General features: G+C 66.7%; 21 protein-coding genes. 10 read left to right on the top strand and 11 right to left on the bottom strand.

Annotated elements, in window-relative coordinates:
* Positions 1-9 precede the first annotated feature (9 nt).
* Together AC3WRI_RS28075 and AC3WRI_RS28080 are read right to left on the bottom strand one after the other, a co-directional pair.
* Positions 10-1,392: a TolC family protein gene (locus AC3WRI_RS28075; RefSeq protein ID WP_454750395.1), complete on the bottom strand. Its 1,383-nt coding sequence runs from the start codon at positions 1,390-1,392 to the stop codon at positions 10-12.
* 324 nt (positions 1,393-1,716) lie between these two features.
* The gene (locus AC3WRI_RS28080) at positions 1,717-2,874 is read right to left on the bottom strand and encodes an acyl-CoA dehydrogenase family protein (protein ID WP_010810380.1); all 1,158 of its coding nucleotides are present in this window, start codon (positions 2,872-2,874) and stop codon (positions 1,717-1,719) included.
* 233 nt (positions 2,875-3,107) lie between these two features.
* Between AC3WRI_RS28080 and AC3WRI_RS28085 the strand changes: the two genes are divergently transcribed.
* Positions 3,108-3,353 carry a hypothetical protein gene (locus tag AC3WRI_RS28085; protein WP_492294518.1) on the top strand — a complete coding sequence of 82 codons (246 nt, stop codon included), beginning with the start codon at positions 3,108-3,110 and terminating at the stop codon, positions 3,351-3,353.
* Positions 3,354-3,363: 10 nt separating this feature from the next.
* On the opposite strand, the gene AC3WRI_RS28090 is transcribed toward AC3WRI_RS28085, so the two are convergent.
* Positions 3,364-4,224, bottom strand: a complete 861-nt coding sequence (locus AC3WRI_RS28090; RefSeq protein ID WP_058698484.1) for a LysR family transcriptional regulator — start codon at positions 4,222-4,224, stop codon at positions 3,364-3,366.
* 124 nt (positions 4,225-4,348) lie between these two features.
* Between AC3WRI_RS28090 and vapB the strand changes: the two genes are divergently transcribed.
* Both vapB and AC3WRI_RS28100 read left to right on the top strand, forming a co-directional pair.
* Entirely contained in the window at positions 4,349-4,597 is a 249-nt protein-coding gene (gene vapB / locus AC3WRI_RS28095) for a type II toxin-antitoxin system VapB family antitoxin (protein WP_011616683.1), read from the top strand.
* Positions 4,597-5,007: a type II toxin-antitoxin system VapC family toxin gene (locus AC3WRI_RS28100; protein ID WP_492294519.1), complete on the top strand. Its 411-nt coding sequence runs from the start codon at positions 4,597-4,599 to the stop codon at positions 5,005-5,007. Before vapB ends, AC3WRI_RS28100 begins: the two co-directional genes overlap by 1 nt.
* A gap of 127 nt (positions 5,008-5,134) precedes the next feature.
* Here the strand turns inward: AC3WRI_RS28100 and AC3WRI_RS28105 are convergent, their stop codons facing one another.
* The 7 genes from AC3WRI_RS28105 to AC3WRI_RS28135 all read right to left on the bottom strand — a co-directional run bounded on the left by AC3WRI_RS28105 (position 5,135) and on the right by AC3WRI_RS28135 (position 13,373).
* Positions 5,135-5,497 (bottom strand): hypothetical protein, encoded by a 363-nt coding sequence (locus AC3WRI_RS28105; protein WP_010810385.1) that lies wholly within the window; start codon positions 5,495-5,497, stop codon positions 5,135-5,137.
* Between the two features lie 405 nt (positions 5,498-5,902).
* Positions 5,903-6,982, bottom strand: a complete 1,080-nt coding sequence (locus AC3WRI_RS28110; RefSeq protein WP_439672460.1) for a type I restriction endonuclease — start codon at positions 6,980-6,982, stop codon at positions 5,903-5,905.
* Positions 6,983-7,404: 422 nt separating this feature from the next.
* The gene (locus AC3WRI_RS28115; protein WP_010810386.1) at positions 7,405-8,229 is read right to left on the bottom strand and encodes a class I SAM-dependent methyltransferase; all 825 of its coding nucleotides are present in this window, start codon (positions 8,227-8,229) and stop codon (positions 7,405-7,407) included.
* Positions 8,230-8,371: 142 nt separating this feature from the next.
* Positions 8,372-9,211, bottom strand: a complete 840-nt coding sequence (locus AC3WRI_RS28120; protein ID WP_439669720.1) for an EamA family transporter — start codon at positions 9,209-9,211, stop codon at positions 8,372-8,374.
* A 77-nt stretch (positions 9,212-9,288) separates the two neighbouring features.
* Entirely contained in the window at positions 9,289-10,620 is a 1,332-nt protein-coding gene (locus AC3WRI_RS28125) for a PQQ-dependent sugar dehydrogenase (RefSeq protein ID WP_010810388.1), read from the bottom strand.
* A gap of 141 nt (positions 10,621-10,761) precedes the next feature.
* Positions 10,762-11,466 (bottom strand): glutathione S-transferase N-terminal domain-containing protein, encoded by a 705-nt coding sequence (locus tag AC3WRI_RS28130; RefSeq protein WP_010810389.1) that lies wholly within the window; start codon positions 11,464-11,466, stop codon positions 10,762-10,764.
* Between the two features lie 101 nt (positions 11,467-11,567).
* Positions 11,568-13,373, bottom strand: coding sequence for a hybrid sensor histidine kinase/response regulator (locus tag AC3WRI_RS28135; RefSeq protein WP_492294521.1), 1,806 nt, complete (start codon positions 13,371-13,373; stop codon positions 11,568-11,570).
* 224 nt (positions 13,374-13,597) lie between these two features.
* Here AC3WRI_RS28135 and AC3WRI_RS28140 point away from each other — a divergent pair, with 224 nt between their 5' ends.
* Positions 13,598-14,257 carry a response regulator gene (locus AC3WRI_RS28140; protein ID WP_010810391.1) on the top strand — a complete coding sequence of 220 codons (660 nt, stop codon included), beginning with the start codon at positions 13,598-13,600 and terminating at the stop codon, positions 14,255-14,257.
* 106 nt (positions 14,258-14,363) lie between these two features.
* Here the strand turns inward: AC3WRI_RS28140 and acnB are convergent, their stop codons facing one another.
* Entirely contained in the window at positions 14,364-16,955 is a 2,592-nt protein-coding gene (gene acnB, locus AC3WRI_RS28145) for a bifunctional aconitate hydratase 2/2-methylisocitrate dehydratase (protein ID WP_492294523.1), read from the bottom strand.
* A gap of 442 nt (positions 16,956-17,397) precedes the next feature.
* Between acnB and fliL the strand changes: the two genes are divergently transcribed.
* From fliL to fliQ, 6 genes are read left to right on the top strand one after another with little or no spacing between them, the layout of a single operon-like run.
* Positions 17,398-17,889 (top strand): flagellar basal body-associated protein FliL, encoded by a 492-nt coding sequence (gene fliL / locus AC3WRI_RS28150; RefSeq protein WP_011616679.1) that lies wholly within the window; start codon positions 17,398-17,400, stop codon positions 17,887-17,889.
* A 59-nt stretch (positions 17,890-17,948) separates the two neighbouring features.
* Positions 17,949-18,968 (top strand): flagellar motor switch protein FliM, encoded by a 1,020-nt coding sequence (fliM, locus tag AC3WRI_RS28155; protein WP_010810394.1) that lies wholly within the window; start codon positions 17,949-17,951, stop codon positions 18,966-18,968.
* Positions 18,961-19,410 (top strand): flagellar motor switch protein FliN, encoded by a 450-nt coding sequence (gene fliN / locus AC3WRI_RS28160; protein WP_010810395.1) that lies wholly within the window; start codon positions 18,961-18,963, stop codon positions 19,408-19,410. Before fliM ends, fliN begins: the two co-directional genes overlap by 8 nt.
* Positions 19,407-19,862 (top strand): flagellar biosynthetic protein FliO, encoded by a 456-nt coding sequence (gene fliO / locus AC3WRI_RS28165; RefSeq protein ID WP_010810396.1) that lies wholly within the window; start codon positions 19,407-19,409, stop codon positions 19,860-19,862. The genes fliN and fliO overlap by 4 nt, the downstream gene beginning before the upstream one ends.
* Entirely contained in the window at positions 19,859-20,644 is a 786-nt protein-coding gene (gene fliP, locus AC3WRI_RS28170) for a flagellar type III secretion system pore protein FliP (RefSeq protein ID WP_010810397.1), read from the top strand. Before fliO ends, fliP begins: the two co-directional genes overlap by 4 nt.
* A gap of 40 nt (positions 20,645-20,684) precedes the next feature.
* On the top strand, positions 20,685-20,954 hold the full coding sequence (gene fliQ, locus AC3WRI_RS28175) for a flagellar biosynthesis protein FliQ (protein WP_010810398.1): 270 nt from the start codon (positions 20,685-20,687) through the stop codon (positions 20,952-20,954).
* Positions 20,955-20,962: the final 8 nt, after the last annotated feature.

Raw genomic sequence — 20,962 nt, forward strand, 5'->3', positions numbered from 1 at the left:
GACTGCGGTTCAGGGACGCGAGCTTGTCGCAGTGCCGGTCGTGGAGGTCTGCAGCGCGGCGCGGTAGGCCGACAGGGCCTTGGCGTAATCGCCCTGGGCGCTGACGGCATCGAGCCGGGTCTGGCGCAGCGCGCGGCGGGCATCGAGCAGGTCGAGCACGCCGGTGGCGCCCTTGCCGTAGGCAAACTCGGCGCTGCCGGCCACGCTTTCGGCGGCGGGCAGCACGTCGTCGCGCATCTGCCGCAGTGACTGGCGCGCGGCTTCGAGCTGGCTGCGCAGCCGTTCCATCTCATTGCCGGCTTCCAGCAGCACGCGGTTGCGGTCGTCCAGCGCGGCGTAGTAGTCCACCTCGGCGCGGCGGGCCTCGCCGCCGTTGCTGTGGCGCACGTACAGCGGGATCGTCAGGAACACGCCGTAGCTGTTGCCGCTGCCGTTGGTATTGGTGGCGGAAACCGGATAGTGCTCAGCCTGCGCGCCGACGGTCACGTCGGGCACGCGGCCGGCGCGCGCCAGGTCGCGCGCGGCGGCGGCCGCGGCCAGGCGGGCCTCGGCCGCTGTTACGTCGGGGCGGCGCTGCAATGTGTCGGGATCGACCTGCGGCACGGGCGTATCCAGCGGCGGCCAGTCCGGCACCAGCCGGTTGCCGGCAAGGGTGCCGGGCACGCCCATGGCCTGCGCCAGCTGGGCCTTGTCGCGCGCGTGGTCGGTCATGGCCTGGCGCATGTCGCTCTGCGCGCGCAGCGCGTCTAGCTGCAGCTTGGTCACGTCGGCGCGCGAGACGTCGCCGGCCTTCAGGCGGGTCTCGCTGGCCTGGCGCGTGCGGTCGTAGAGCGCCAGCATCTCCTTGAACACCGCCACGCGCTCCTGACTGACCACCGCGTCATAAAAAGCCTGCTCCGCGGCGGCGCTCTGCTGCGCCACCACCGCCTGCACCACTTCGCCGGCGGCCGCGCTGGCCTTGCGCGCGGCGTCCACGCGCAGGCCGCCCTTGTTGGCGGTCTCGATCAGCTGGTCCACGCGCAGGGTGGAATCCACGGTCTTGCTGCGCAGGTTGCCCGAGCCGATGCCGGCATGCGGGTTGATATTGGTCACGCCCAGGCTCAGCACCGGATTGGGCCGCTGCGAAGCGATCTGTATGTCCGCCTGGCTGGCTTCGACGCCGCGGCGGGCGGCGATGATGTCGCGGTTGCAGCGCAGTGCGTCCAGGCGCGCCTGCGCCAGGGTCAGCGTCGCGCCCGCCGGCGGCGGCACGCAAGGACCGGCAGCATCTGCGGAATCAGCGGAAGGAAGCGGATCGGCGGGGCCTTCGGCGGCAAGGATTGCCGCGGGCCGGGCCAGAACCCCCAGTAGCAGCAGGGCACCTACGGCAATACGGGAAAAGACAAAAGGCACGGTCAGTCAGGCTCGGTTCGACAACGGTCTGCGGTAAACGACCGTGCTCGCCGAACGGTGCACCAGGGCGGCAAATATTCATCCGACCCTGATCCCGCCAATGCGGCCGCGAAGCGTGGCTGTCCTGGTGCGCCCTCGCCCGCTGTCCTGGTGCATCAGACGCCACCGGACACGATCTCCCGCACGCATTCAAACCGAATCGCATTACAAACGGCTTTCATAAAGCTGACAAAAGCCTTTAACTGCGCGAAAACCCTAGCCAATCGGAAAACCATGAAAAACGGCACGGCCGTTACCGGCCGTGCCGTCTGCACTGCCGGCGGCTTACCCCTTCATGCGGTCATCCAGCCCCAGGCTGCGGCCGATGATCTCCTTCATGATCTCGCTGCTGCCGGCGTAGATGCGCGAGATGCGCGCGTCGGTGTACATGCGGCAGATGCGGTACTCCTCCATATAGCCGGCGCCACCATGCAGCTGCACGCCCTCGTCGACCATGCGCCCCTGCAGTTCCGACGTGAGCAGCTTGGCCGACGCCGCCGTCTCCACGGTCAGCGTGCCTGCGTTGTGCTGCAGCACGCACTGGTCGACGAAGGTCTGCAGCGCATCCAGCTGCGCCCGCAGTTCGGCAAGCTTGAAGCGCGAGTTCTGGAACGTGCCGATGGCCCGGCCGAAGGCCTTGCGCTCCTTGACATAGTCCAGCGTGAGGTCGAACGCCACCTGCGCCGACGCCATGTAGCCGCAGGCGCCAATCAGCCGCTCTTCGGCCAGGTGGCGCGTCAGGTAGCGGAAGCCCTGGCCGGGCTCGCCCAGCACGTTGGCCTTGGGCACCTTGACGTTGTCGAAGAACAGCTCCGAGGTGTCCTGCGAGTGCAGGCCCATCTTGCGCAGCTTGCGCCCGCGCTCGAAGCCGGGCATGCCGCGCTCGACGATAAAGAGGCCAAGGCCATGGCTGCGCTCCGGATCAGTGCGCGCGACCACCACCACGTAGTCGGCCAGCTGGCCGTTCGAGATATAGGTCTTGGCGCCGTTCAGCACCCAGTGGTCGCCGTGGTCCTCGGCACGCGTGCGCATGCCGGCCAGGTCGGATCCCGCCTGCGGCTCGGTCATGGCAATGGCAAAGATCGACTCGCCGCGCGCGGCCGCCGGCAGCAGGCGCTGGCGTTGTTCCTCGTTGCCGATGCGGCCGATATACGGCGCCACCAGCCGCGAGTGCAGCGTGCCGAAAAAGCCCGAGTCGCCGTGGCGCGCATTCTCTTCGATCAGGATCTGCTCATAGCGGAAATCCTCCACGCCGGCGCCGCCGTATTTCTCGTCGGCCCACATCAGCAGGTAGCCCTGCTCGCCGGCCTTGCGGAACACTTCGCGGTCCACGCAGCCCTGTTCGCGCCAGCGCTCGCCGTGCGGCCCCACCTCGCGCTGGTAGAAGCGGCGGGCGGATTCGCGGAAGGCGTCGTGTTCGGCTTCGAAGATCAGGCGTTGCATGCGGGGTCTCCTGGTGTTTTTGAGAGTGACCGGCTGAGTGTCTGCCGTGCAGCGTCTATGAGATTCGTCGGAAAGGATGATTTTTCCTCCCGCAGCCGAACGGCCCAGGTTTGAAGGAGAAGCCAGCTTGAATGCAATTTTATTGATATGAAGTGGAAATAACTTTCATTTACCCGCCGGAACGCTTTGCAAAATACTGGAAGCACAGATACCTATTCGATGGAGCGGGGAACATGGAAGCCGTCCTCTGGATCGCCCTGGCGCTGGCACTGGTGGCGCTGGGAGGCACCGTCACCTGGCTGATCGGGACCCGGGTGCCCGAGCCGGTGTTCGAACGCGCGCAGCGGCATGGCCGCTTTGCCGGGCTGGAACCGCGCCCGCCGCGCGGCGGGCGCGGCCGCCGGGTGGGGCGCGTGCGGCAATGGCGCCTGGTGGCCGTGTCCGGCCCGATGGGCCAACTGGTGCCGGTCCGGATCTGACCGCTTTGCGCTATTGCGGGAAATCCCAGCGCTGCGACCAGTCGGATTCTTCGCGCACGATGTCACGCAGGATGCGCACGGCATCCTGCGACGCCCCTGCGGGGGTCCTGGCGCAGACGAGGAATACCGGATAAGAGAACTCTGACGCGCCTTCCACGCGCGCCAGCACCCCGCTGTCCAGGTAGCTCTGCACCACGCGTGTCCGGAAATACCCACTGCCACCGAACTGCAGGATGTACTGCAGCGCCAGCGGCCCCAGGTTGAAGTACAGCGAGGCGCGCGCATGCTCCGGCAGCGCGCTGTCATGCTGGCGGCGGAATTCCGGTCCCCAGTCGATATAGACATAGCCGCCGTCGCGCTGCGTCGAGCGGATCAGGATCAGCTTCTCTTCCATCAGCGCCTCGACATGCATGCCGGGCGCGTACTCCGGCTGGTAGACCAGCGCCGCATCCAGCGTGCCTGACTGCAGCTTGCGCTGCAGCTCCGCCCCTTCCCCCACTTCCGCCCGCACCGCCTGCGCCGGCATCAGCTGGCGCAGGCGCGTGGTCCACAGCAGCACCAGCGGGTTGCCCAGGCTGATTTCCGTACCGAAACGAAACAGGCTGGCCAGCCCGGCCGGCAACGGCAGCTCGCGGCAGGCCGCCTCCCAGGTCTGCACCAGCTGGCTGGCGTAGCCGAGAAAGCGCTGACCATCGGGCGTCAGCCGTGCGCCCGCCTTGTTGCGCTCGAACAGGCGGCAGTTGAGCTGCGATTCCAGGCTCTTGATGCGCGCGGTCACGGCGGTCTGGGTGACATGCAGCTTGTCAGCCGCGGCCAGCAGGCTGCCGGTGCGGACGACTTGCAGGAAGGTGCGGGCGAGATCGATGTCCATTGGGCGGGGAATTACCAGTGTGACGAATTGTAGGTAATGACAGACGAGATTGAGAATTATGGACGTACACACGCAGATGTACTTCTGATTGGATGGTGCTATGCTCGTACCGACAAGGATGTACATGGAAACCACAATGCCTTTCACCCGGATCTTCCGTAACGGAAACTCCCAAGCGGTGCGCATTCCCGCGGAACTGGCCTACCCCGACACCGATATGCAGCTGGAAATCGAGCGGATCGGCGATGAGTTGCGGATCCGCCCCGTGCGACAGCGCCTGACGGGCCTGCTCGACGCCTTCGCCGCGTTCCCGGCCGACTTCATGGCACAAGGCCGCGGCGACCAGGAGCAGGCTGAGCGGGAGGGATTCTGATGGCCAGGTATATGTTCGACACCAACATGTGCATCTACCTGATGAAGCACCAGCCGCCCCAGGTGGCCGAACGCTTTGCACAATGCTTCGAGGGCGATGTGGTGCTGTCTGCGATCACCCTGGCCGAACTCGAATACGGTGTAACCGCCTCGGGCAATCCGGAGGCTGCGCGGCGCGCGTTGCACGGGCTGGTCGCGCGGGTCCCAGTGCTGCCGCTGAACGCCGAAGCCGCGCGCGCCTACGGCCCGATTCGTGCCGCCAGGCACGAACGCAAGGCAGATGTCATGGACAAGCTGATTGCCGCCCATGCCATTGCGGAGGATCTGACAGTGGTCACGCGCAACGTGCGCGACTTTGCGACGTATCCGGGCCTGCGCATCGAAGACTGGACCGCGTCACCCCAGGCCTGAACTCAAATACCCCAGCCTTCCCGAACGACTTCATGTCGGCAGGGCGGGACGAACAGGAACAGGTCAGGCGCTAAAGGCCGCACTGCGCCACTTGTTTCGCCACCCTGCTCCCGGGAGCCCCGCCAGGTCAGCGCGCCGGCTGCGGCCGCACCGCCGCTGGCATGGCAACCGGCACGGCGCCTGGCGCCGGCGCGCTGCGCGCCTCGCGCGGCAGCCTCAGCGGCGCGAGGCCTTCCGGCTCCCGCAAGGCCAACCCATTGTCATAACCGGTGGCAACGGCCTCCAGGTATCCGGGCGCAAACTTCTGTTCCGGCGTCACGGCCTGCACGGCAGGCGCTGCAGCCTGCGGCGCTTCGGACTGGGCGCAGGCGACACTGTTGATGCATAAGCCCAGCACACGCAGCAGCGCCATGGCCTGGCGCGAGCGGTGCAGGATTGCGGGCGGGCGCGGCGCGGCCTGCCCTGTCTGGCATTGGGGTCGGGTGTACATCGGGGTTCTCCGGGAAGCCATTGCTGGCTGGTGGCACAACGAGCCGCGGCGCCGCGCTCGCTGTCCATTGCGCAATGACCGTGCCACCGCCACAAGGCTGGTTGCGGCGTGGATTACGGCACTTTCCGGGAATGGGATGGTGGGGCCAGGCCGACGCTGGCGGCAGGGATGTCTGTCGCTACCCAACACCCCCCTGTCGCACAGAGTTTCCCGTCAGGGCGGATGACCGACCAGAAGCATCCACGTAGGCCGCGCTTGCCCGACCGCGGTGCCCTAGCGTGGCCGATTCCACCGCCTCGCCAGTTTGGGAAAGCGGGCCCCGCGTACAACAGCGGCACCCGTTGCACCCTCTCGGTCGCCGAGACCGTCTCCGCTCCCGGCAGCCGGCACCGAGTGTTCAGATCTTCATCCTTCGGATGGTTGAAGATATGAGCTGACGCATGCCTGTAGCCGGTCGGAGTGGTCGAAGATGTCATCAAGACTCTTCAGCGGAATGCGCTCTTCTTCCTTGTTTTCACCAAAGAGGCCAATGACCAGCCGAGATTCGTTGTTGAACCGTAGCCGGCAGATCGGCCTGCGATTATTGTCGTCGAACAGAATCGCGCAGTAGCTGGCAGCGTCCCGTATTGCGACACGCGCAGGAGCCACGATGGGCCGCAAGATTGCTCTGATGATCTGGAATGCCTCCATCTCGACGACCGATGGTTCACTGACTGCGGAGAGCTCCGTAGCGGCCAGTTCAGAGTCACGCACCGGTGTCAATGATGGCTCCGGCGTCATGGCACCCTTCAGGCGTTCGTTGATCTTATCGGCAATTAGTTGTTGAAAAGCATGCTTAGTGATCTGCGTGAACTGATCTTTAACCGCCGCCCTAAACTGCTTCCCCGCCAGAAAATCGGCAGACACCATTCGGACAAACTCTTCCGGCGGATTGGACATCCACTCGCCGAGAGTATTCTTGATCGCACGGGTGTACTTAAGATGGTTCGCAGTTGTAAGAATGTTTTCAAGGTCAAAATTTGACTTGGCAAACTTCTTAAGTTCTTCTACATCCTGATCCCTAAAATCCAGGATACTGAATTCGAAGAACGGCTTCTCATCCATCTTGTTTGGTTTTTCAAGGTCCGTGAAGAAGCGGTAAGTAAGACCGTTTGTCAGGACGCCGAACCGAGCCTCCGTAACATGGAAGTACCGAAAGAGCTGGCTTGCATGATTAATATGGAGATCTCCACCGCTCTTCTTGCATTCAAAGAGCATGATTGGCTTCCCATCCCTGAGGATTGCATAGTCAACCTTCTCGCCCTTCTTGGTTCCGACATCGGCGATGAGTTCCGGTGTGACCTCCAGCGGGTCAAAAACGTTGTAGCCAAGAAGATGAATGAATGGCATTACCATGGCATTCTTGGTTGCTTCTTCGGTCTGCAACATATCCTTCGCCGCAGCAACGCGAGATGCGAGTGCTCTTACTTCATCGATAAAGTCCACGTCTCTTTCTCCTTGTTCTTATTACAACCCCATGCGGATGTAATTTACCCCGCATACATTCTGGCATCGTTTCCTAGCGGCGAAAACCCGCTTAAAAGGGGGCTTGCCGTAGCGCCGGTCGACAGGCAGAACGCAGAGGTACGGAGAAACTCGGCCACGACCATATCAGGTGCCCGAGAAAATTGGGCTCGGCAAGCTTCGTGCAATTTACCTGCCAGATCACCTGTCTGCGCTTCATCAATGGACACTCCGCGCGGTAGCCGGGCGTAGGGACACGGCAAACCCTGGTCACTGCCTGGTGCGATAGGCAATCACCGTTTTATCACTTAAGGCGGCTCGGAATTCCTCTGCCCCTTCAAATGTTGCGCAAGGGAGACACTGCGGTAGCAAAACAAGACGGGGCCCGTCCAACATCCCCGCCCTCAGGGCTTGACCGCCGCCGCCAGCACTGCCGGCATCGGCACCTCGAAGCCGCTGCCGCGCATATAGGCGGCGACGGTGCCGCGCAGCACGGCGCGGATCTCGTCGCGGGCCTTGGGAGTCTGCGCGCGCAGCGTGGCGGCGGCGCGCACGGTGCCCTGGGCCAGCGCATCGAACAGCTGGTCGGGCGTGGAGAAGCGCCATACCTGCGGCACGTTGCGGCAGGTGGGCGAGACAAAGCCGGCCTGCTGCAACGCGGTGCGGCAATGGCCCGGATCGCTGAACAGGAAGAAGTTCGGCCCCACGGGGATATCGACCTCCATCGAGCCGTAGGCGCGGATCGCGGCATAGACCGCGCCGAAACCGACCGCGCGCTCGGGCGTGTCCCACACGGTGAAGGCGATGCGCCCGCCCGGGCGCAGCACGCGGAAGGCCTCGGCCAGCGCGGCATCGGGGTCGGACAGGTGGCACATGCCGAAGCCATTGACCACGGCATCGAAGCTGGCATCGCCGAACGGCAGCGCCTGCGCATCGGCCTGCTCGTAATGGACATCCGGATGGAGCTTGCGCGCCAGCTGCACCTGCGCCAGCGAGAAATCGATGCCGACGGACTCTGCGCCGCGCCGCACCGCCCCCGCCGCGACATGGCCGGAGCCGGTGGCCACATCCAGCACGCGCAGCCCGCTGGTCACATGGGCCTCGTCCAGCAGGGACTCGACCGATTGCCGGGTCACGTGCGACAGATGCTCCTGGTACTGGCTGACGACCTCGGGATCTTCCCAGCCAGCCAGCTCAAAAGCCCGAAACGAATCTGCGGTGTGGTCCATGCCCTCTCCTCGGCGTCGACGCCAGGCTGCCGGTTTGCGCGGACGCAGTGCCCCTCCGCCGTCTGACCCCGGTAAAACCAAGTATAGACAGCGCTGGCGGCGCTCAGCGGCCGGGCGTTCAGAGCGGCACGCGGACGTGCCCTCAGGCAAAGCGCAGCGTGGCCACGCCGGCGGCAATCAGGCAGGCCGCGCCCAGGCGGGCGGCGCCCACGCGCTCCTTGAGCAGCAGCCCGGAGATCAGCGCGCCGAACAGGATCGAGGACTCACGCAGGGCCGCTACCGGGGCCACCGGCGCGCGTGTCATCGCCCACAGCGACAGCCCATAGGACGCCAGCGTGCCGCCGCCGCCCACCAGCGCGAACACCAGGTTGCGCCGCACATAGCCGCCCAGTGCCGGCCGGCGCGCCACCAGCGCCCACGCCGCCAGCGGCACCGCGGTCAGCACGAAGATCCAGAATGCATACGCCACAGGTGCGCCGGAGCGGCGCACGCCGGTGCCGTCGATCAGCGTATAGGCGGCGATCACCACTGCGTTCAGCAGCGCCAGCCACATGCCCTCACGGCTGCCAGGGGCACCGCGGGCGCCACCCGCCATGGCCAGGATGCCCAGGCTGATCACGGCGATGCCGCTCCACGCCAGCGCCGACAGGTGCTCGCCCAGCCAGCCCACGCTGGCCACCGCCACCAGCAGCGGCGCGGTGCCGCGCATCAGGGGGTAGGTCTGGCTCATGTCCGCGGTGTGGTAGATGCGTGCCACCAGCGCGAAATACACCACGTGCACGCCCACTGACGCGGCGATGAACGGCCAGCTCGCCGGCGCCGGCTGCGGCAACGCCGGCAGCGCCACGGCGCCCATCAGTCCGGCGCTCACCGCCACCATCACCGTCGACAGCATCTTGTCGCCGCCGCCCTTGACCACCGCGTTCCAGGCGGCATGCAGGAACGCGGCGAGCAGGACGACAGCGAAGACCGTGAGAGACATGGACGGCAGCGGGCTCGGCGTGTGGGGACGCCGTCATTCTAGCGGTGCGGTGCCGCCGCTGCCGCGCCCTGGTCCGCCTACTTCGCGCCGCTGACCCGCCACACGGTATTGCCGACATCGTCGGCCACCAGCAAACCGCCTTGCTTGTCGATCGCCACGCCCACCGGCCGCCCGCGCGCGTTGCCGTCCTCATCGAGAAAGCCGGTCAGCACGTCGAACGGCGCGCCGTTGGGCCGGCCCTTGCTGAACGGCACGAAGATCACCTTGTAGCCCGCCAGCGGCCTGCGGTTCCACGAACCGTGCAGGCCCACGAACATGCCTTCGCTGAAGCGCGCCGGCAGGTTGTTGCCGCCGGCGGCGGCCAGCCCGAGCGATGCGGTGTGCGCCCCCACGGCATAGTCCGGCACGATGGCCCTGGCCACCAGGTCCGGCGCCGGCGGCTTCACGCGTGCGTCGACATGCTGGCCGTAGTAGCTGTAGGGCCAGCCATAGAAGCCGCCGTCGCGCACCGAGGTGATGTAGTCCGGCACCAGGTCGCTGCCGATTTCATCGCGCTCGTTGACGGCGGTCCAGAGCATGCCGGTGACCGGTTCCCACGCCATGCCGTTGGGATTGCGCAGGCCGCTGGCAAAGATCCGGTGCGTGCCGGCCTGCGGGTCGACCTCCCAGATGGCGGCGCGGCCGACCTCCTTGTCCATGCCGTGCTCGCCCACGTTGCTGTTGGAGCCCACCGTCACGTACAGCTTGCTGCCGTCGCGGCTGGCGATCAGGCTCTTGGTCCAGTGATGGTTGAGCGGCCCGCCGGGCAGGTCCACCACCTTCTGGGGCGCGGCCGTAATCCGGGTCTGTCCGGGCTGGTACGGGAAGCGCAGCACCGCGTCGGTGGCGGCTACGTAGAAGTCGTTGCCGACCAGGGCCATGCCGAACGGCGAGTTCAGGTCCTTTAGGAACACCGAGCGCTGGTCGGCGACGCCGTCGCCGTTGGTGTCGCGCAGCAGCGTGATGCGGTTGGCGCTGGGGGTGCCGGCGCCCGCGCGCTTCATCACCTTCTTCATGATCCAGCCGCGGAAGCCCTTGCCGTCGTCGGGCTTGGGCGGGGCATTGCTCTCGGCCACCAGCACGTCGCCGTTGGGCAGCACATAGACCCAGCGCGGATGGTCCAGCTTGTCGGCGAAGGCCGTCACCGCCATGCCTGCGGCCGGCACCGGGCGCTGGCCCGCGGCCCAGCCGATGGCCGGCGCGATCTTGACGGTGGGGATCGCGGTCTGGTTGGGTGGCGGCAGCTGCGGCGTGGGGCCAAAGCCCGCTTCGGAAGGCAGCTTGGCCGTTTCACCGCAGGCGGCGAGCGCAGCGGTGGCGCCCGCCAAAAGAACGACACGCAACAGGGAAAAGGTGATGGGCATCGGCATGGTCCGGGCTCCTCAGGCAACGCAGGGCGACGCGCCTGTTCCTGGACTATAGGATGCGTGCCGCCCGCCCCTCTGTAGGCGCCGGGGAGGCCGCCGTGTAGGACGATGCCCACGCCCGCGGCGCGCACGCCGCAGGCTGCCTCAGCCGCGGTGCGGCGTATCGAGCCCCTTCACCACCGCCGGGCGCTTCACGAAGGCCTCCAGCACGCGCCTGACATGCGGGAAGTCCTGGATGCCGACCAGTTCGCCCGCCTCATAGAAGCCAAGCAGGTTGCGCACCCACGGGAAGGTGGCGATATCGGCAATGGTGTAGGTGTCGCCCATGATCCAGTCGCGCCCTTCCAGCCGCTGGTTCAGCACATTCAGCAGGCGCCGGCTTTCGGCCACGTAGCGGTCGCGCGGGCGCTTGTCCTCGTACTCCTTGCCCGCGAACTTGTGGAAAAAGCCCACCTGCCCGAACATCGGCCCGATGCCGCCCATCTGGAACATCACCCACTGGATGGTTTCGTAGCGGCGCGCGGGGTCGGCCGGGATCAGCTGGCCCGACTTGTCGGCCAGGTAGAGCAGGATCGCGCCCGATTCGAACAGCGCCAGCGGCTTGCCGCCCGGACCGTTGGGATCGAGGATGGCGGGAATCTTGTTGTTCGGGCTCAGCGACAGGAACTCCGGCGACATCTGGTCGTTGGCGTCGAAGCGCACCAGGTGCGGTTCATACGGCAGGCCGGTCTCCTCCAGCATGATCGACACCTTGACCCCGTTGGGCGTGGGCAGGGAATACAGCTGGATGCGGTCGGGATGCTGCGCCGGCCATTTGCGGGTGATGGGGAAAGCGGACAGATCGGGCACACTGGCTCCTGGTTCAGGCGCTTGCGCACTGCGCAAGAAGGCGCCGGACAACGGAAAAGCCCGATCATAAACCGCTCCTGCCATGCATGCAGCGCAGGGCCTCAGGCGGCCTCGGCCAGTTGCACCGCGCGATGCAGGGCCGCGCGCAAGGCCTCGCCCTGGATCGGCTTGTGCAACACCGGGAAGCCGCTGTCATGCAGCGCCTGCAGCCGGTCTGGCGCGGTGTCGCCGGTGACGATCAGCGCCGGCACCGCGCGGCCCAGGCTGGCGCGCAGCATGCCGACCGCGGCGATGCCGGTCAGGCCTTCGGCCAGCCGGTAGTCGGCCAGGATCAGGTGGACCGGGGCGGGCCCGTCCTGGCTGGCGGCGCGGTACGCAGCGCGCACTGCGGCAACGGTGCGCCCGCCGTAGACCACATGGCCCCAGAGCGACAGCAGTTCGGTGAGCGCGCCCAGCACCTGCGCGTCGTCGTCGACCAGCATCACGCAGAGCGGCTCGCCAGCGGCCGAGGGAATGGCGGGGGTGGCTGGATGCACCTGCGCCGCGGCGGCAGCCAGCGGCACGCGCACCGAGAACACGCAGCCGCGCCCCGGTGCGGAACGCAGGCCCACCTGGTGGCCAAGCAGCGCCGCCAGGCGCCGCACGATCGCCAGGCCCAGGCCCAGTCCCTTTGCGCCCGCCTGGTCGTCGCCTGCCGTGGCAAGGCCCGGCACCTGGGCGTATTCGTCGAACACGCGCGACTGCTGGGCCGCGGCGATGCCCGGGCCGGTGTCGATCACCTGGATCTCCATGGCATCGCCGCGGCGCCGCGCGCCCACCAGGATGCTGGCACGCGGCGCATGGCGCAGCGCATTGGCCACCAGGTTGTCGAGGATGCGCTTGAGCAGGTCCGGATCGCTGTCGATCCACGCGCGCGCCGGCACCACCCGCAGCACGCTGCCGCGCTGGCACGCCTGCTCGGCGTACTCGTCGCGCAGCTCGGCCAGCAGCCGCGCCAGCTGCAGCGGCTGGCGGCGCACCGGCATCACGCCGGCATCCAGGCGCGAGGCGTCGAGCAGGCCGTCGAGCAGGTTGTCCATGCGCGCCAGCGTGGCTTGCAGCCGGTGGCCGATGGCATGCGCCTGGCCGCCTGCCACATCGCCGCGCTCGCCCAGAGTCAGCAGCGATGCCGCCTGCAGGCCGATGGCATACACCGGCTGGCGCAGGTCGTGCCCGGCGGCCGCCAGGAAGCGCGTCTTGGCCCGGTCCGCGGCGGTGGCGCGGTCGCGCTCGCGCTCAAGCTCGCCGATCAGCGCGACGTTCTCGAAGCGCAGTGTCACGCCATCGCGCAGCGCGCGATAGGTGACCTGGCTGTAGTAGATGTTGACGCACAGCAGGCACGCGGCAAAGCCCGCGTAGACGCCATACACCGGCCCCTGCTGCACCAGGCAATAGATGGTGAACGGCAGCAGCATGGCCGCGACTGAACCGCGGTAGGTGGCCGGATGCGCCGACAGCGACGGGATCGCGCCACTGGACATGCCGGCCAGCACGATGCAGCAGAACGCCACCAGCTGCGGCTCGGGCGGCAGCAGGATGGCAGAGCCCACGGCGCCCCACAGCAGGCTGGACAGCCAGGACAGCACCATGAAGCGGCGTGCCCACACCTGCGGCGGCGTGCTGCCGTCGCGCCGGAAGTAGCGCCACGACAGGCCGATGCGCAGCGTGGTCAGCAGGTACACCGCGGCCATCCAGCCGGCCAGCATGGGCAGCGGCACGCTGGGACGCAGCACATAGACCACCGGCAGCGCAATGACGAAGTTGGCAAACAGGACCGCGTTGGACTGGCGGTAGAGCAGGTCCACCATCGCCGCCGGCACATCTCCGGGCTGCCAGGCCGGCGGCAATCCGGTGCCTGTGGCTGTCATGATGCGAGCGCCCGTTGCGGGCGGCAGGAAACGGTACGGCAACAGGACAACGGAAGCTTGCGCATGCTAGGTAGGCCGTGGGGCAGGTTGGGCGTGCAACGCTATAATCCAGCCGGCCGCCGGTTCATTGGGGCATTCAGCAGGCCACCTGCAGCTGCCGGACTGACGGGCTGCCGTTTTATACCACCTTCCCTTTCCCATTCGCCACCGATGCACCTGCCGCGATGAGCCGCTTTTCCGTCCCGACCCGCGTGGCCCTCGCCGATGACCATGCCATCGTGCTGGAGGGCCTCAAGCAGGTGCTGTCCGGCGTCGGCAACCTGGTGCTGGCGGGCGAGGCAGCAGATGGCGCGCAACTGCTGGGGCTCCTGGAACGGGTACCGACCGACCTGCTGGTGATGGACCTGGGCATGCCCGGCGTCGATGGCCTGGCCTTCGTGGAACGCCTGCGCACAAGGCATCCTGCGCTGCGCATCCTGGTGCTGACCGGCAGCGCGGGCGCGGGCATGGCCCACGCGGCGATCGATGCGGGCGCCAATGGCTACCTGGTCAAGAGCGGCGATATCAGCGAACTGGTGCCCGCGCTCATGGCCCTGCGCGAGGGCCGCAACTTCGTGGCCGCGCGCGCCACTGCACCGGCCACCGCGGCACCGGACGGAATTGCCACGCTCACCCGGCGCGAACTGCAGATCCTGATGCTGATCGCGCGCGGCGCCACCGCCGGCGACATTGCCGCGCAACTCGACATCAGCCCGCTGACTGCGCGCAAGCACCGCGAGAACCTGATGCGCAAGCTCGACCTGCACAATACCGCGGAGGTGGTGGCGTACGCCGCGCACCAGGGGATTCCGCTGGGTGCTCCAAAACCGCCCGAACTAGCCTGAGCAAGGTGTTCTCCCTGCGTATGCCACCCGTCAAGCCGGCGAAATCCAAATACAAAAGGGGCCCCGCAAGCGGGGCCCCTTCTTCATGCCAGCCTGACTGCGCGGCTTACACCGTCACGCCGTCGGCCACTTCCTTGAAGTCCTCGATCTGGTCGAAGTTCATGTACTTGTAGATCTTGTCGCCATTGGCGTTGAGCACGCCCATGTCGGCCATGTACTCTTCCTTGGTCGGGATACGGCCCAGGCGCGAGCAGATCGCCGCCAGTTCGGCGGAACCCAGGTACACGTTGGTGTTCTTGCCCAGGCGGTTCGGGAAGTTACGCGTGCTGGTCGACATCACCGTGGCGCCTTCGCGCACCTGTGCCTGGTTGCCCATGCACAGCGAGCAGCCCGGCATTTCGGTGCGGGCACCGGCGGTGCCGAACACGCCATAGTGGCCTTCCTCGGTCAGCTGCTTCTGGTCCATCTTGGTCGGCGGAGCCACCCACAGCTTGACCGGGATGTCGCGCTTGCCTTCCAGCAGCTTGGAGGCTGCGCGGAAGTGGCCGATGTTGGTCATGCACGAACCGATAAACACTTCGTCGATCTTGGCGCCGGCCACCTCGGACAGCGTCTTGACGTCGTCCGGGTCGTTCGGGCAGGCCACGATCGGCTCATGCACGTCGGCCAGGTCGATCTCGATCACGGCGGCGTATTCGGCGTCGGCGTCCGGCTCCAGCAGCTTGGGATCGGCCAGCCACGCTTCCATGGCCTTGATGCGGCGCTGCAGGCTGCGCGGGTCCTGGTAGCCCTGGGCGATCATCCACTTCAGCAGCGTGATGTTGCTGTTGATGTATTCGATGATCGGGTCCTTGTTCAGGCGCACCGTGCAACCGGCGGCCGAGCGCTCAGCCGATGCATCCGACAGCTCGAACGCTTGCTCGACCTTCAGGTCGGGCAGGCCTTCGATTTCCAGGACGCGGCCCGAGAAGATGTTCTTCTTGCCTTGCTTGGCCACGGTCAGCAGGCCTTGCTTGATCGCGTACAGCGGAATCGCGTTGACCAGGTCGCGCAGCGTCACGCCGGGCTGCATCTTGCCCTTGAAGCGGACCAGCACCGATTCCGGCATGTCCAGCGGCATCACGCCGGTGGCGGCGGCAAAGGCCACCAGGCCCGAACCTGCGGGGAAGCTGATGCCGATCGGGAAGCGGGTGTGCGAATCGCCGCCGGTGCCGACGGTGTCGGGCAGCAGCATGCGGTTCAGCCACGAGTGGATCACGCCGTCGCCCGGGCGCAGCGAGATGCCCCCGCGGGTGCTGATGAACTCGGGCAGCGTGTGGTGGGTCTTGACGTCGACCGGCTTCGGATAGGCGGCGGTGTGGCAGAACGACTGCATCACCAGGTCGGCCGAGAAGCCCAGGCAGGCCAGGTCCTTCAGTTCGTCGCGGGTCATCGGGCCGGTGGTGTCCTGCGAGCCCACCGAGGTCATCTTCGGTTCGCAGTAGGTGCCCGGGCGGATGCCCTTGCCTTCAGGCAGGCCGCAGGCGCGGCCGACCATCTTCTGCGCCAGCGTGAAGCCGCGGCCGGTATCGGCCGGGTTCTGCGGCAGGCGGAACAGCGTCGACGGGGCCAGGCCCAGCGCTTCGCGCGCCTTGGCGGTCAGGCCACGGCCGACGATCAGGGGAATACGGCCGCCGGCGCGGACTTCATCGAACAGCACGTCGGACTTGACCTTGAACTCGGCGATCACTGCGCCGTCCTTCAGGGCCTTGCCTTCATACGGGCGCAGTTCGACCACGTCGCCCATTTCCATCTTCGACACGTCCAGCTCGATCGGCAGCGCGCCGGCGTCTTCCATGGTGTTGTAGAAGATCGGGGCGATCTTGTTGCCCAGGCACACGCCGCCGAAGCGCTTGTTCGGGATGAACGGGATGTCTTCGCCGGTGAACCACAGCACCGAGTTGGTGGCGGACTTGCGGCTGGAGCCGGTACCGACCACGTCTCCCACGTAGGCGACCAGGTGGCCCTTTTCCTTCAGCGATTCAATGAACTTGACCGGGCCGCGCTTGCCGTCTTCTTCCGGCTGGAACGCAGCGCCTTCGCGCTTGTTCTTCAGCATGGCCAGCGCGTGCATCGGGATGTCCGGGCGGGTGGTGGCGTCCGGGGCTGGCGACAGGTCGTCGGTGTTGGTTTCGCCCGGCACCTTGAACACGGTGATGGTCAGGCTTTGCGGCACTTCCGGACGGCTGGTGAACCACTCGGCGTCGGCCCAGCTTTGCAGCACGGCCTTGGCGTTGGCATTGCCCTGGTCGGCCTTTTCCTTCACGTCGTGGAAGGCGTCGAACATCAGCAGGGTCTTCTTCAGCGCCTCGGCGGCGACGGTGCCCACTTCGGCATCGTCCAGCAGCTCGATCAGCGGCGAGATGTTGTAGCCGCCCAGCATGGTGCCCAGCAGCTCGGTCGCCTTGGCGCGCGAGATCAGCGCGCACTTTTCCTTGCCCAGCGCCACGGCGGCCAGGTACGAGGCCTTGACCTTGGCGGCGTCATCCACGCCGGCCGGCACGCGGTAGGTGATCAGCTCCACCAGGGCCTGCTCTTCACCGGCGGGCGGGTTCTTCAGCAGTTCGACCAGCTCGGCCGTCTGCTTGGCGGTCAGGGGCAGAGGGGGGATGCCAAGCGCGGCGCGCTCGGCCACATGTGCGCGATAGTTTTCAAGCATGGGAACCTGCTGAGTAATTAGGTTTAGAAAATCTCGTTACGTCGCGATTGTAGTCTGAAGCCGCTCCCTGGTCAAATGTCTTATATCTTATATAAGAGTTAAAACAAAAAACATCATGCAAATCAACGTATTGGAGATTGGAGGACGTGCAAACCCACATGAATCCCTACCCGACTGGCGTAGTAGGGAATGCATGGCGGCGCTACCGCGCCCTGCCCGGCGGCCCGGCCAGGAATCGCGGCAGCTTGCACCGGCACTCAAGTTCACACGACATCAAGCGTTAACCAGCCTGCAGGCGCGCAACAAACGGCGCCCGCTCGCGTAGCCGTGCCTGCTCCCTTTCCGCTCAAATGGCCAAGCTGAAAGGGTTTCCCCCTTTTTTTCGGCCCTTTGCTGGCCTGCGATTCCGGAAGAATGGCAGGCATTCCGATACAGGCTTCTCATGGCGAACACGGCTTCCCCTCCCCGGACTGGCAACACAGGCAAGCGCGGCCGGCTGCTGCTGATCGGCGCCGGCGTGCTGGTGGTGGCACTGGGCGCCGGAGGCTTCGTGCTGGGCAGCGTGCTGAGCAACCGCCAGCCGGCGGCGCCCGCCGCGCCTGCCGCCCCGGTCGTGCCGCCGCCGATCTTCGTGCCGCTGGACGCGTTCACCGTCAACCTGCGCAGCGACGACGGCGACCGCTTCCTGCACACCGGCCTGTCACTGAAGGTGGCCGATGCCGAGACCCAGGCTCGCCTGGCCCAGTACCTGCCCGAGGCACGCAGCCGCATCCTGCTGCTGCTGTCGGCCAGGCAGCCGGCCGACCTGGCCACCGTCGAAGGCAAGCGCAAGCTGGCCGACGACATCCGCGACACCATCAGCAAGCCGTTTGCCAGCGGCCTGCCGGCGCAGCGGGTGCTGGACGTGCTCTTCACCTCTTTCGTGGTGCAGTAAGCGCAATCCAGGGCCGCACCGGATTCATCCATAACGCCGCACAAGGGGCAGGACACTAGATGGCCTACGACAAGTTCCTCTCGCAAGACGAGGTCGACGAGCTGCTCAAGGGCGTATCCGGCGAAGCCGATACGCCCAAGGCCAGCGAGCCTGCGCTCGACGAGGGCGGTGTGCGCCCCTACAACCTGGCCACGCAGGAGCGCATCATCCGCGGCCGCCTGCACACGCTGGAAATCATCAACGAGCGCTTTGCGCGCTCGATGCGCACGGCGCTGTTCAATTTCATCCGCCGCGGCGCGGACATCACCGTGGGCAGCATCAGGATCGAGAAATTCGGCGACTTCGCGCGCAACCTGCCGATGCCGACCAACCTGAACCTGGTCCACCTGAAGCCGCTGCGCGGCACGGCGCTGTTCGTCTACGACCCGAACCTGGTGTTTCTGGTGGTGGACAACCTGTTCGGCGGCGACGGCCGCTTCCACACCCGCGTGGAAGGCCGCGACTTCACCCAGACCGAGCAGCGCATCATCCAGCGCATGCTGGAGCTGACGCTGGCCAGCTACGGCAACGCCTGGCGCACCGTGCACCCGATCGAGACCGAGTACATCCGCTCGGAGATGCACCCCAAGTTTGCCAACGTCGCCACCCACAACGAGGCCGTGGTGACCACCGCCTTCCATATCGAACTGGGCGCCGTCGGCGGGCAGCTCCACGTGTGCCTGCCGTACGCGATGATCGAGCCGCTCAAGGACCTGCTGATGAATCCGCTGCAGGACGAGAAGGAAGTCGACAAGGGCTGGGTCACGCAACTGTCCACGCAGCTGCGCGCGGCCGAGGTGGAGCTGGTGGCCGAGTTCGCGCACCTGCAGAGCACCGTGGCCGAAGTGCTGGCGATGCGCGCCGGCGACGTGCTGCCGATCGAGCTGCCGGAGAAGGTGTTCGGCAAGGTGGACGGCGTGCCCGTCATGCAATGCGGCTTCGGCACGATGAACGGCCAGTACGCGCTGCGGGTAGAACGAATGATCAATCACCAGGACGGCGATTCCCACCTGGACACCGAGGACAGCGATTATGAGTGACGGCATCGAGGACAAGCCCGTCGATCCGATGGACGACTGGGCCAGCGCGCTGGCCGAGCAGACCAGCGCCACATCCGCCGGGATCCCCGCAGCTGCCGCACCGGCGGCCCAACCCGCGGCCACTCCGGCCGCCGCCACCGTGTTCCAGCCGCTGGCGAAGGAAGCGCCGAGCGGCTTCCGCAACGATATCGAGATGATTCTCGATATCCCGGTGCAGCTGACCGTGGAACTGGGCCGCACCAAGGTACCCATCAAGAACCTGCTGCAGCTGGCGCAGGGCTCGGTGGTGGAGCTGGACGGCCTGGCCGGCGAACCGATGGACGTGCTGGTCAACGGCTACCTGATCGCGCAGGGCGAGGTAGTGGTGGTGAACGACAAGTTCGGCATCCGCCTGACGGACATCATCACGCCGTCCGAACGCATCCGGAAGCTGAACAAATGATCATGCACACGCGCGCCAGCCTGGCCGTGCTTGCGGCGCTGCCGGGGGCCGCCATGGCCGCCGACGGCACGCACGCGCCCGCCATCAGCGGCGCGGCCAGCCTGGCGCAGGCCGGGCTGGGGCTGTTCGCCATCGTCGCGCTGATCCTGGGCATGGCCTGGGTGGCCCGGCGTGCCGGCCTGGTCCGTCAGGCCACCGGCGGCGCGATGAAGGTGGTCGGCAGCACCATGCTCGGCGCACGCCAGCGCCTGGTGCTGGTGGAAGTGGGCGATACCTGGCTGGTGCTGGGCGTGAGCCCCGGCGAAATCCGGCCACTGCATACCCTGCCTGCGGGCACCACCGCAGCCAATCCCCTCGCCGCCACCGGCGGTGCAGGCCCTTCGCAACAGCCGGGTGGCGGCACCTTTGCCGAAAAGCTGCTGCGTTCGATGCAAAATCACTTCAAGTCATGAATTCCCCGCGTGCCGCGCTGCGGCGCCCGCTGCCGGGCCCGCTGCTGTCCCTGCTCGCGCTGATGCTGGCCATTGCCGCGCTGGCGCCCGCGCCGGCCTGGGCCCAGGCACTGCCCGGCGTCATCAGCAAGCCCGCCCCGGGCGGCGGCCAGATCTGGTCGCTGCCGGTACAGACGCTGGTGCTGCTGACCTCGCTGTCGTTCCTGCCTGCGGCGATGCTGCTGATGACCGGCTTCACCCGCATCATCATCGTGCTGGGCCTGCTGCGCAGCGCACTGGGCACCGCCACCTCGCCGCCCAACCAGGTGCTGGTGGGCCTGTCGCTGTTCCTGACCTTCTTCGTGATGGCACCGGTGTTCGACCGTGTCTACAACGACGCCTACAAGCCGCTGTCGGAAAACAAGATCAGCCTGGAAGCCGCCGCGGCCAAGGCCGCGGAGCCGCTCAAGGCCTTCATGCTGCGCCAGACCCGCGAGAAAGACCTGGCCATGTTCGCGCAGATGGCCAAGGCGCCTGAGATGCAGGGCCCCGAGGAAGTGCCGCTCAGCATCCTGGTGCCGGCCTTCGTCACCAGCGAGTTGAAGACCGCGTTCCAGATCGGCTTCACCATCTTCATCCCGTTCCTGATCATCGACCTGGTCGTCGCCAGCGTGCTGATGGCGATGGGGATGATGATGGTGCCGCCGGCCACCATCTCGCTGCCGTTCAAGCTGATGCTGTTCGTGCTGGTCGACGGCTGGCAGCTGCTGCTCGGTTCGCTGGCGCAGAGCTTCATGAACTGACACGGCCCCAACGCCCGCCACCCACCGCAGAGTCCGAGCCATGACACCCGAGACCGTAATGACCATCGCCACCCAGGCGATGAAGATGACCCTGCTGCTGGCCGCCCCGCTGCTGCTGGTGGCGCTGGCCGCCGGCCTGGTGGTGAGCCTGTTCCAGGCCGCGACGCAGATCAACGAGATGACGCTGAGCTTCATCCCCAAGCTGATCGCGCTGTTCGCCACCATGGTGCTGGCGGGGCCGTGGATGATCAATTCCATGGTCGACTACATGCGCGAGGTGTTCCAGAGCATTCCCGCGCTGGCGCACTGACGCTGGCC

This window comes from Cupriavidus sp. FW305-27 (assembly GCF_058787995.1).

What these genes read in the sequence shown, in the direction of transcription:
- AC3WRI_RS28080 (WP_010810380.1), bottom strand. Translation starts at nt 2,874, where the DNA reads ATGCAACGCCTGATCTTCGAAGCCGAACACGACGCCTTCCGCGAATCC.
- AC3WRI_RS28085 (WP_492294518.1), top strand. Translation starts at nt 3,108, where the DNA reads ATGGAAGCCGTCCTCTGGATCGCCCTGGCGCTGGCACTGGTGGCGCTG.
- AC3WRI_RS28090 (WP_058698484.1), bottom strand. Translation starts at nt 4,224, where the DNA reads ATGGACATCGATCTCGCCCGCACCTTCCTGCAAGTCGTCCGCACCGGC.
- vapB (WP_011616683.1), top strand. Translation starts at nt 4,349, where the DNA reads ATGGAAACCACAATGCCTTTCACCCGGATCTTCCGTAACGGAAACTCC.
- AC3WRI_RS28100 (WP_492294519.1), top strand. Translation starts at nt 4,597, where the DNA reads ATGGCCAGGTATATGTTCGACACCAACATGTGCATCTACCTGATGAAG.
- AC3WRI_RS28105 (WP_010810385.1), bottom strand. Translation starts at nt 5,497, where the DNA reads ATGTACACCCGACCCCAATGCCAGACAGGGCAGGCCGCGCCGCGCCCG.
- AC3WRI_RS28115 (WP_010810386.1), bottom strand. Translation starts at nt 8,229, where the DNA reads ATGGACCACACCGCAGATTCGTTTCGGGCTTTTGAGCTGGCTGGCTGG.
- AC3WRI_RS28120 (WP_439669720.1), bottom strand. Translation starts at nt 9,211, where the DNA reads ATGTCTCTCACGGTCTTCGCTGTCGTCCTGCTCGCCGCGTTCCTGCAT.
- AC3WRI_RS28125 (WP_010810388.1), bottom strand. Translation starts at nt 10,620, where the DNA reads ATGCCGATGCCCATCACCTTTTCCCTGTTGCGTGTCGTTCTTTTGGCG.
- AC3WRI_RS28135 (WP_492294521.1), bottom strand. Translation starts at nt 13,373, where the DNA reads ATGACAGCCACAGGCACCGGATTGCCGCCGGCCTGGCAGCCCGGAGAT.
- AC3WRI_RS28140 (WP_010810391.1), top strand. Translation starts at nt 13,598, where the DNA reads ATGAGCCGCTTTTCCGTCCCGACCCGCGTGGCCCTCGCCGATGACCAT.
- acnB (WP_492294523.1), bottom strand. Translation starts at nt 16,955, where the DNA reads ATGCTTGAAAACTATCGCGCACATGTGGCCGAGCGCGCCGCGCTTGGC.
- fliL (WP_011616679.1), top strand. Translation starts at nt 17,398, where the DNA reads ATGGCGAACACGGCTTCCCCTCCCCGGACTGGCAACACAGGCAAGCGC.
- fliM (WP_010810394.1), top strand. Translation starts at nt 17,949, where the DNA reads ATGGCCTACGACAAGTTCCTCTCGCAAGACGAGGTCGACGAGCTGCTC.
- fliN (WP_010810395.1), top strand. Translation starts at nt 18,961, where the DNA reads ATGAGTGACGGCATCGAGGACAAGCCCGTCGATCCGATGGACGACTGG.
- fliO (WP_010810396.1), top strand. Translation starts at nt 19,407, where the DNA reads ATGATCATGCACACGCGCGCCAGCCTGGCCGTGCTTGCGGCGCTGCCG.
- fliP (WP_010810397.1), top strand. Translation starts at nt 19,859, where the DNA reads ATGAATTCCCCGCGTGCCGCGCTGCGGCGCCCGCTGCCGGGCCCGCTG.
- fliQ (WP_010810398.1), top strand. Translation starts at nt 20,685, where the DNA reads ATGACACCCGAGACCGTAATGACCATCGCCACCCAGGCGATGAAGATG.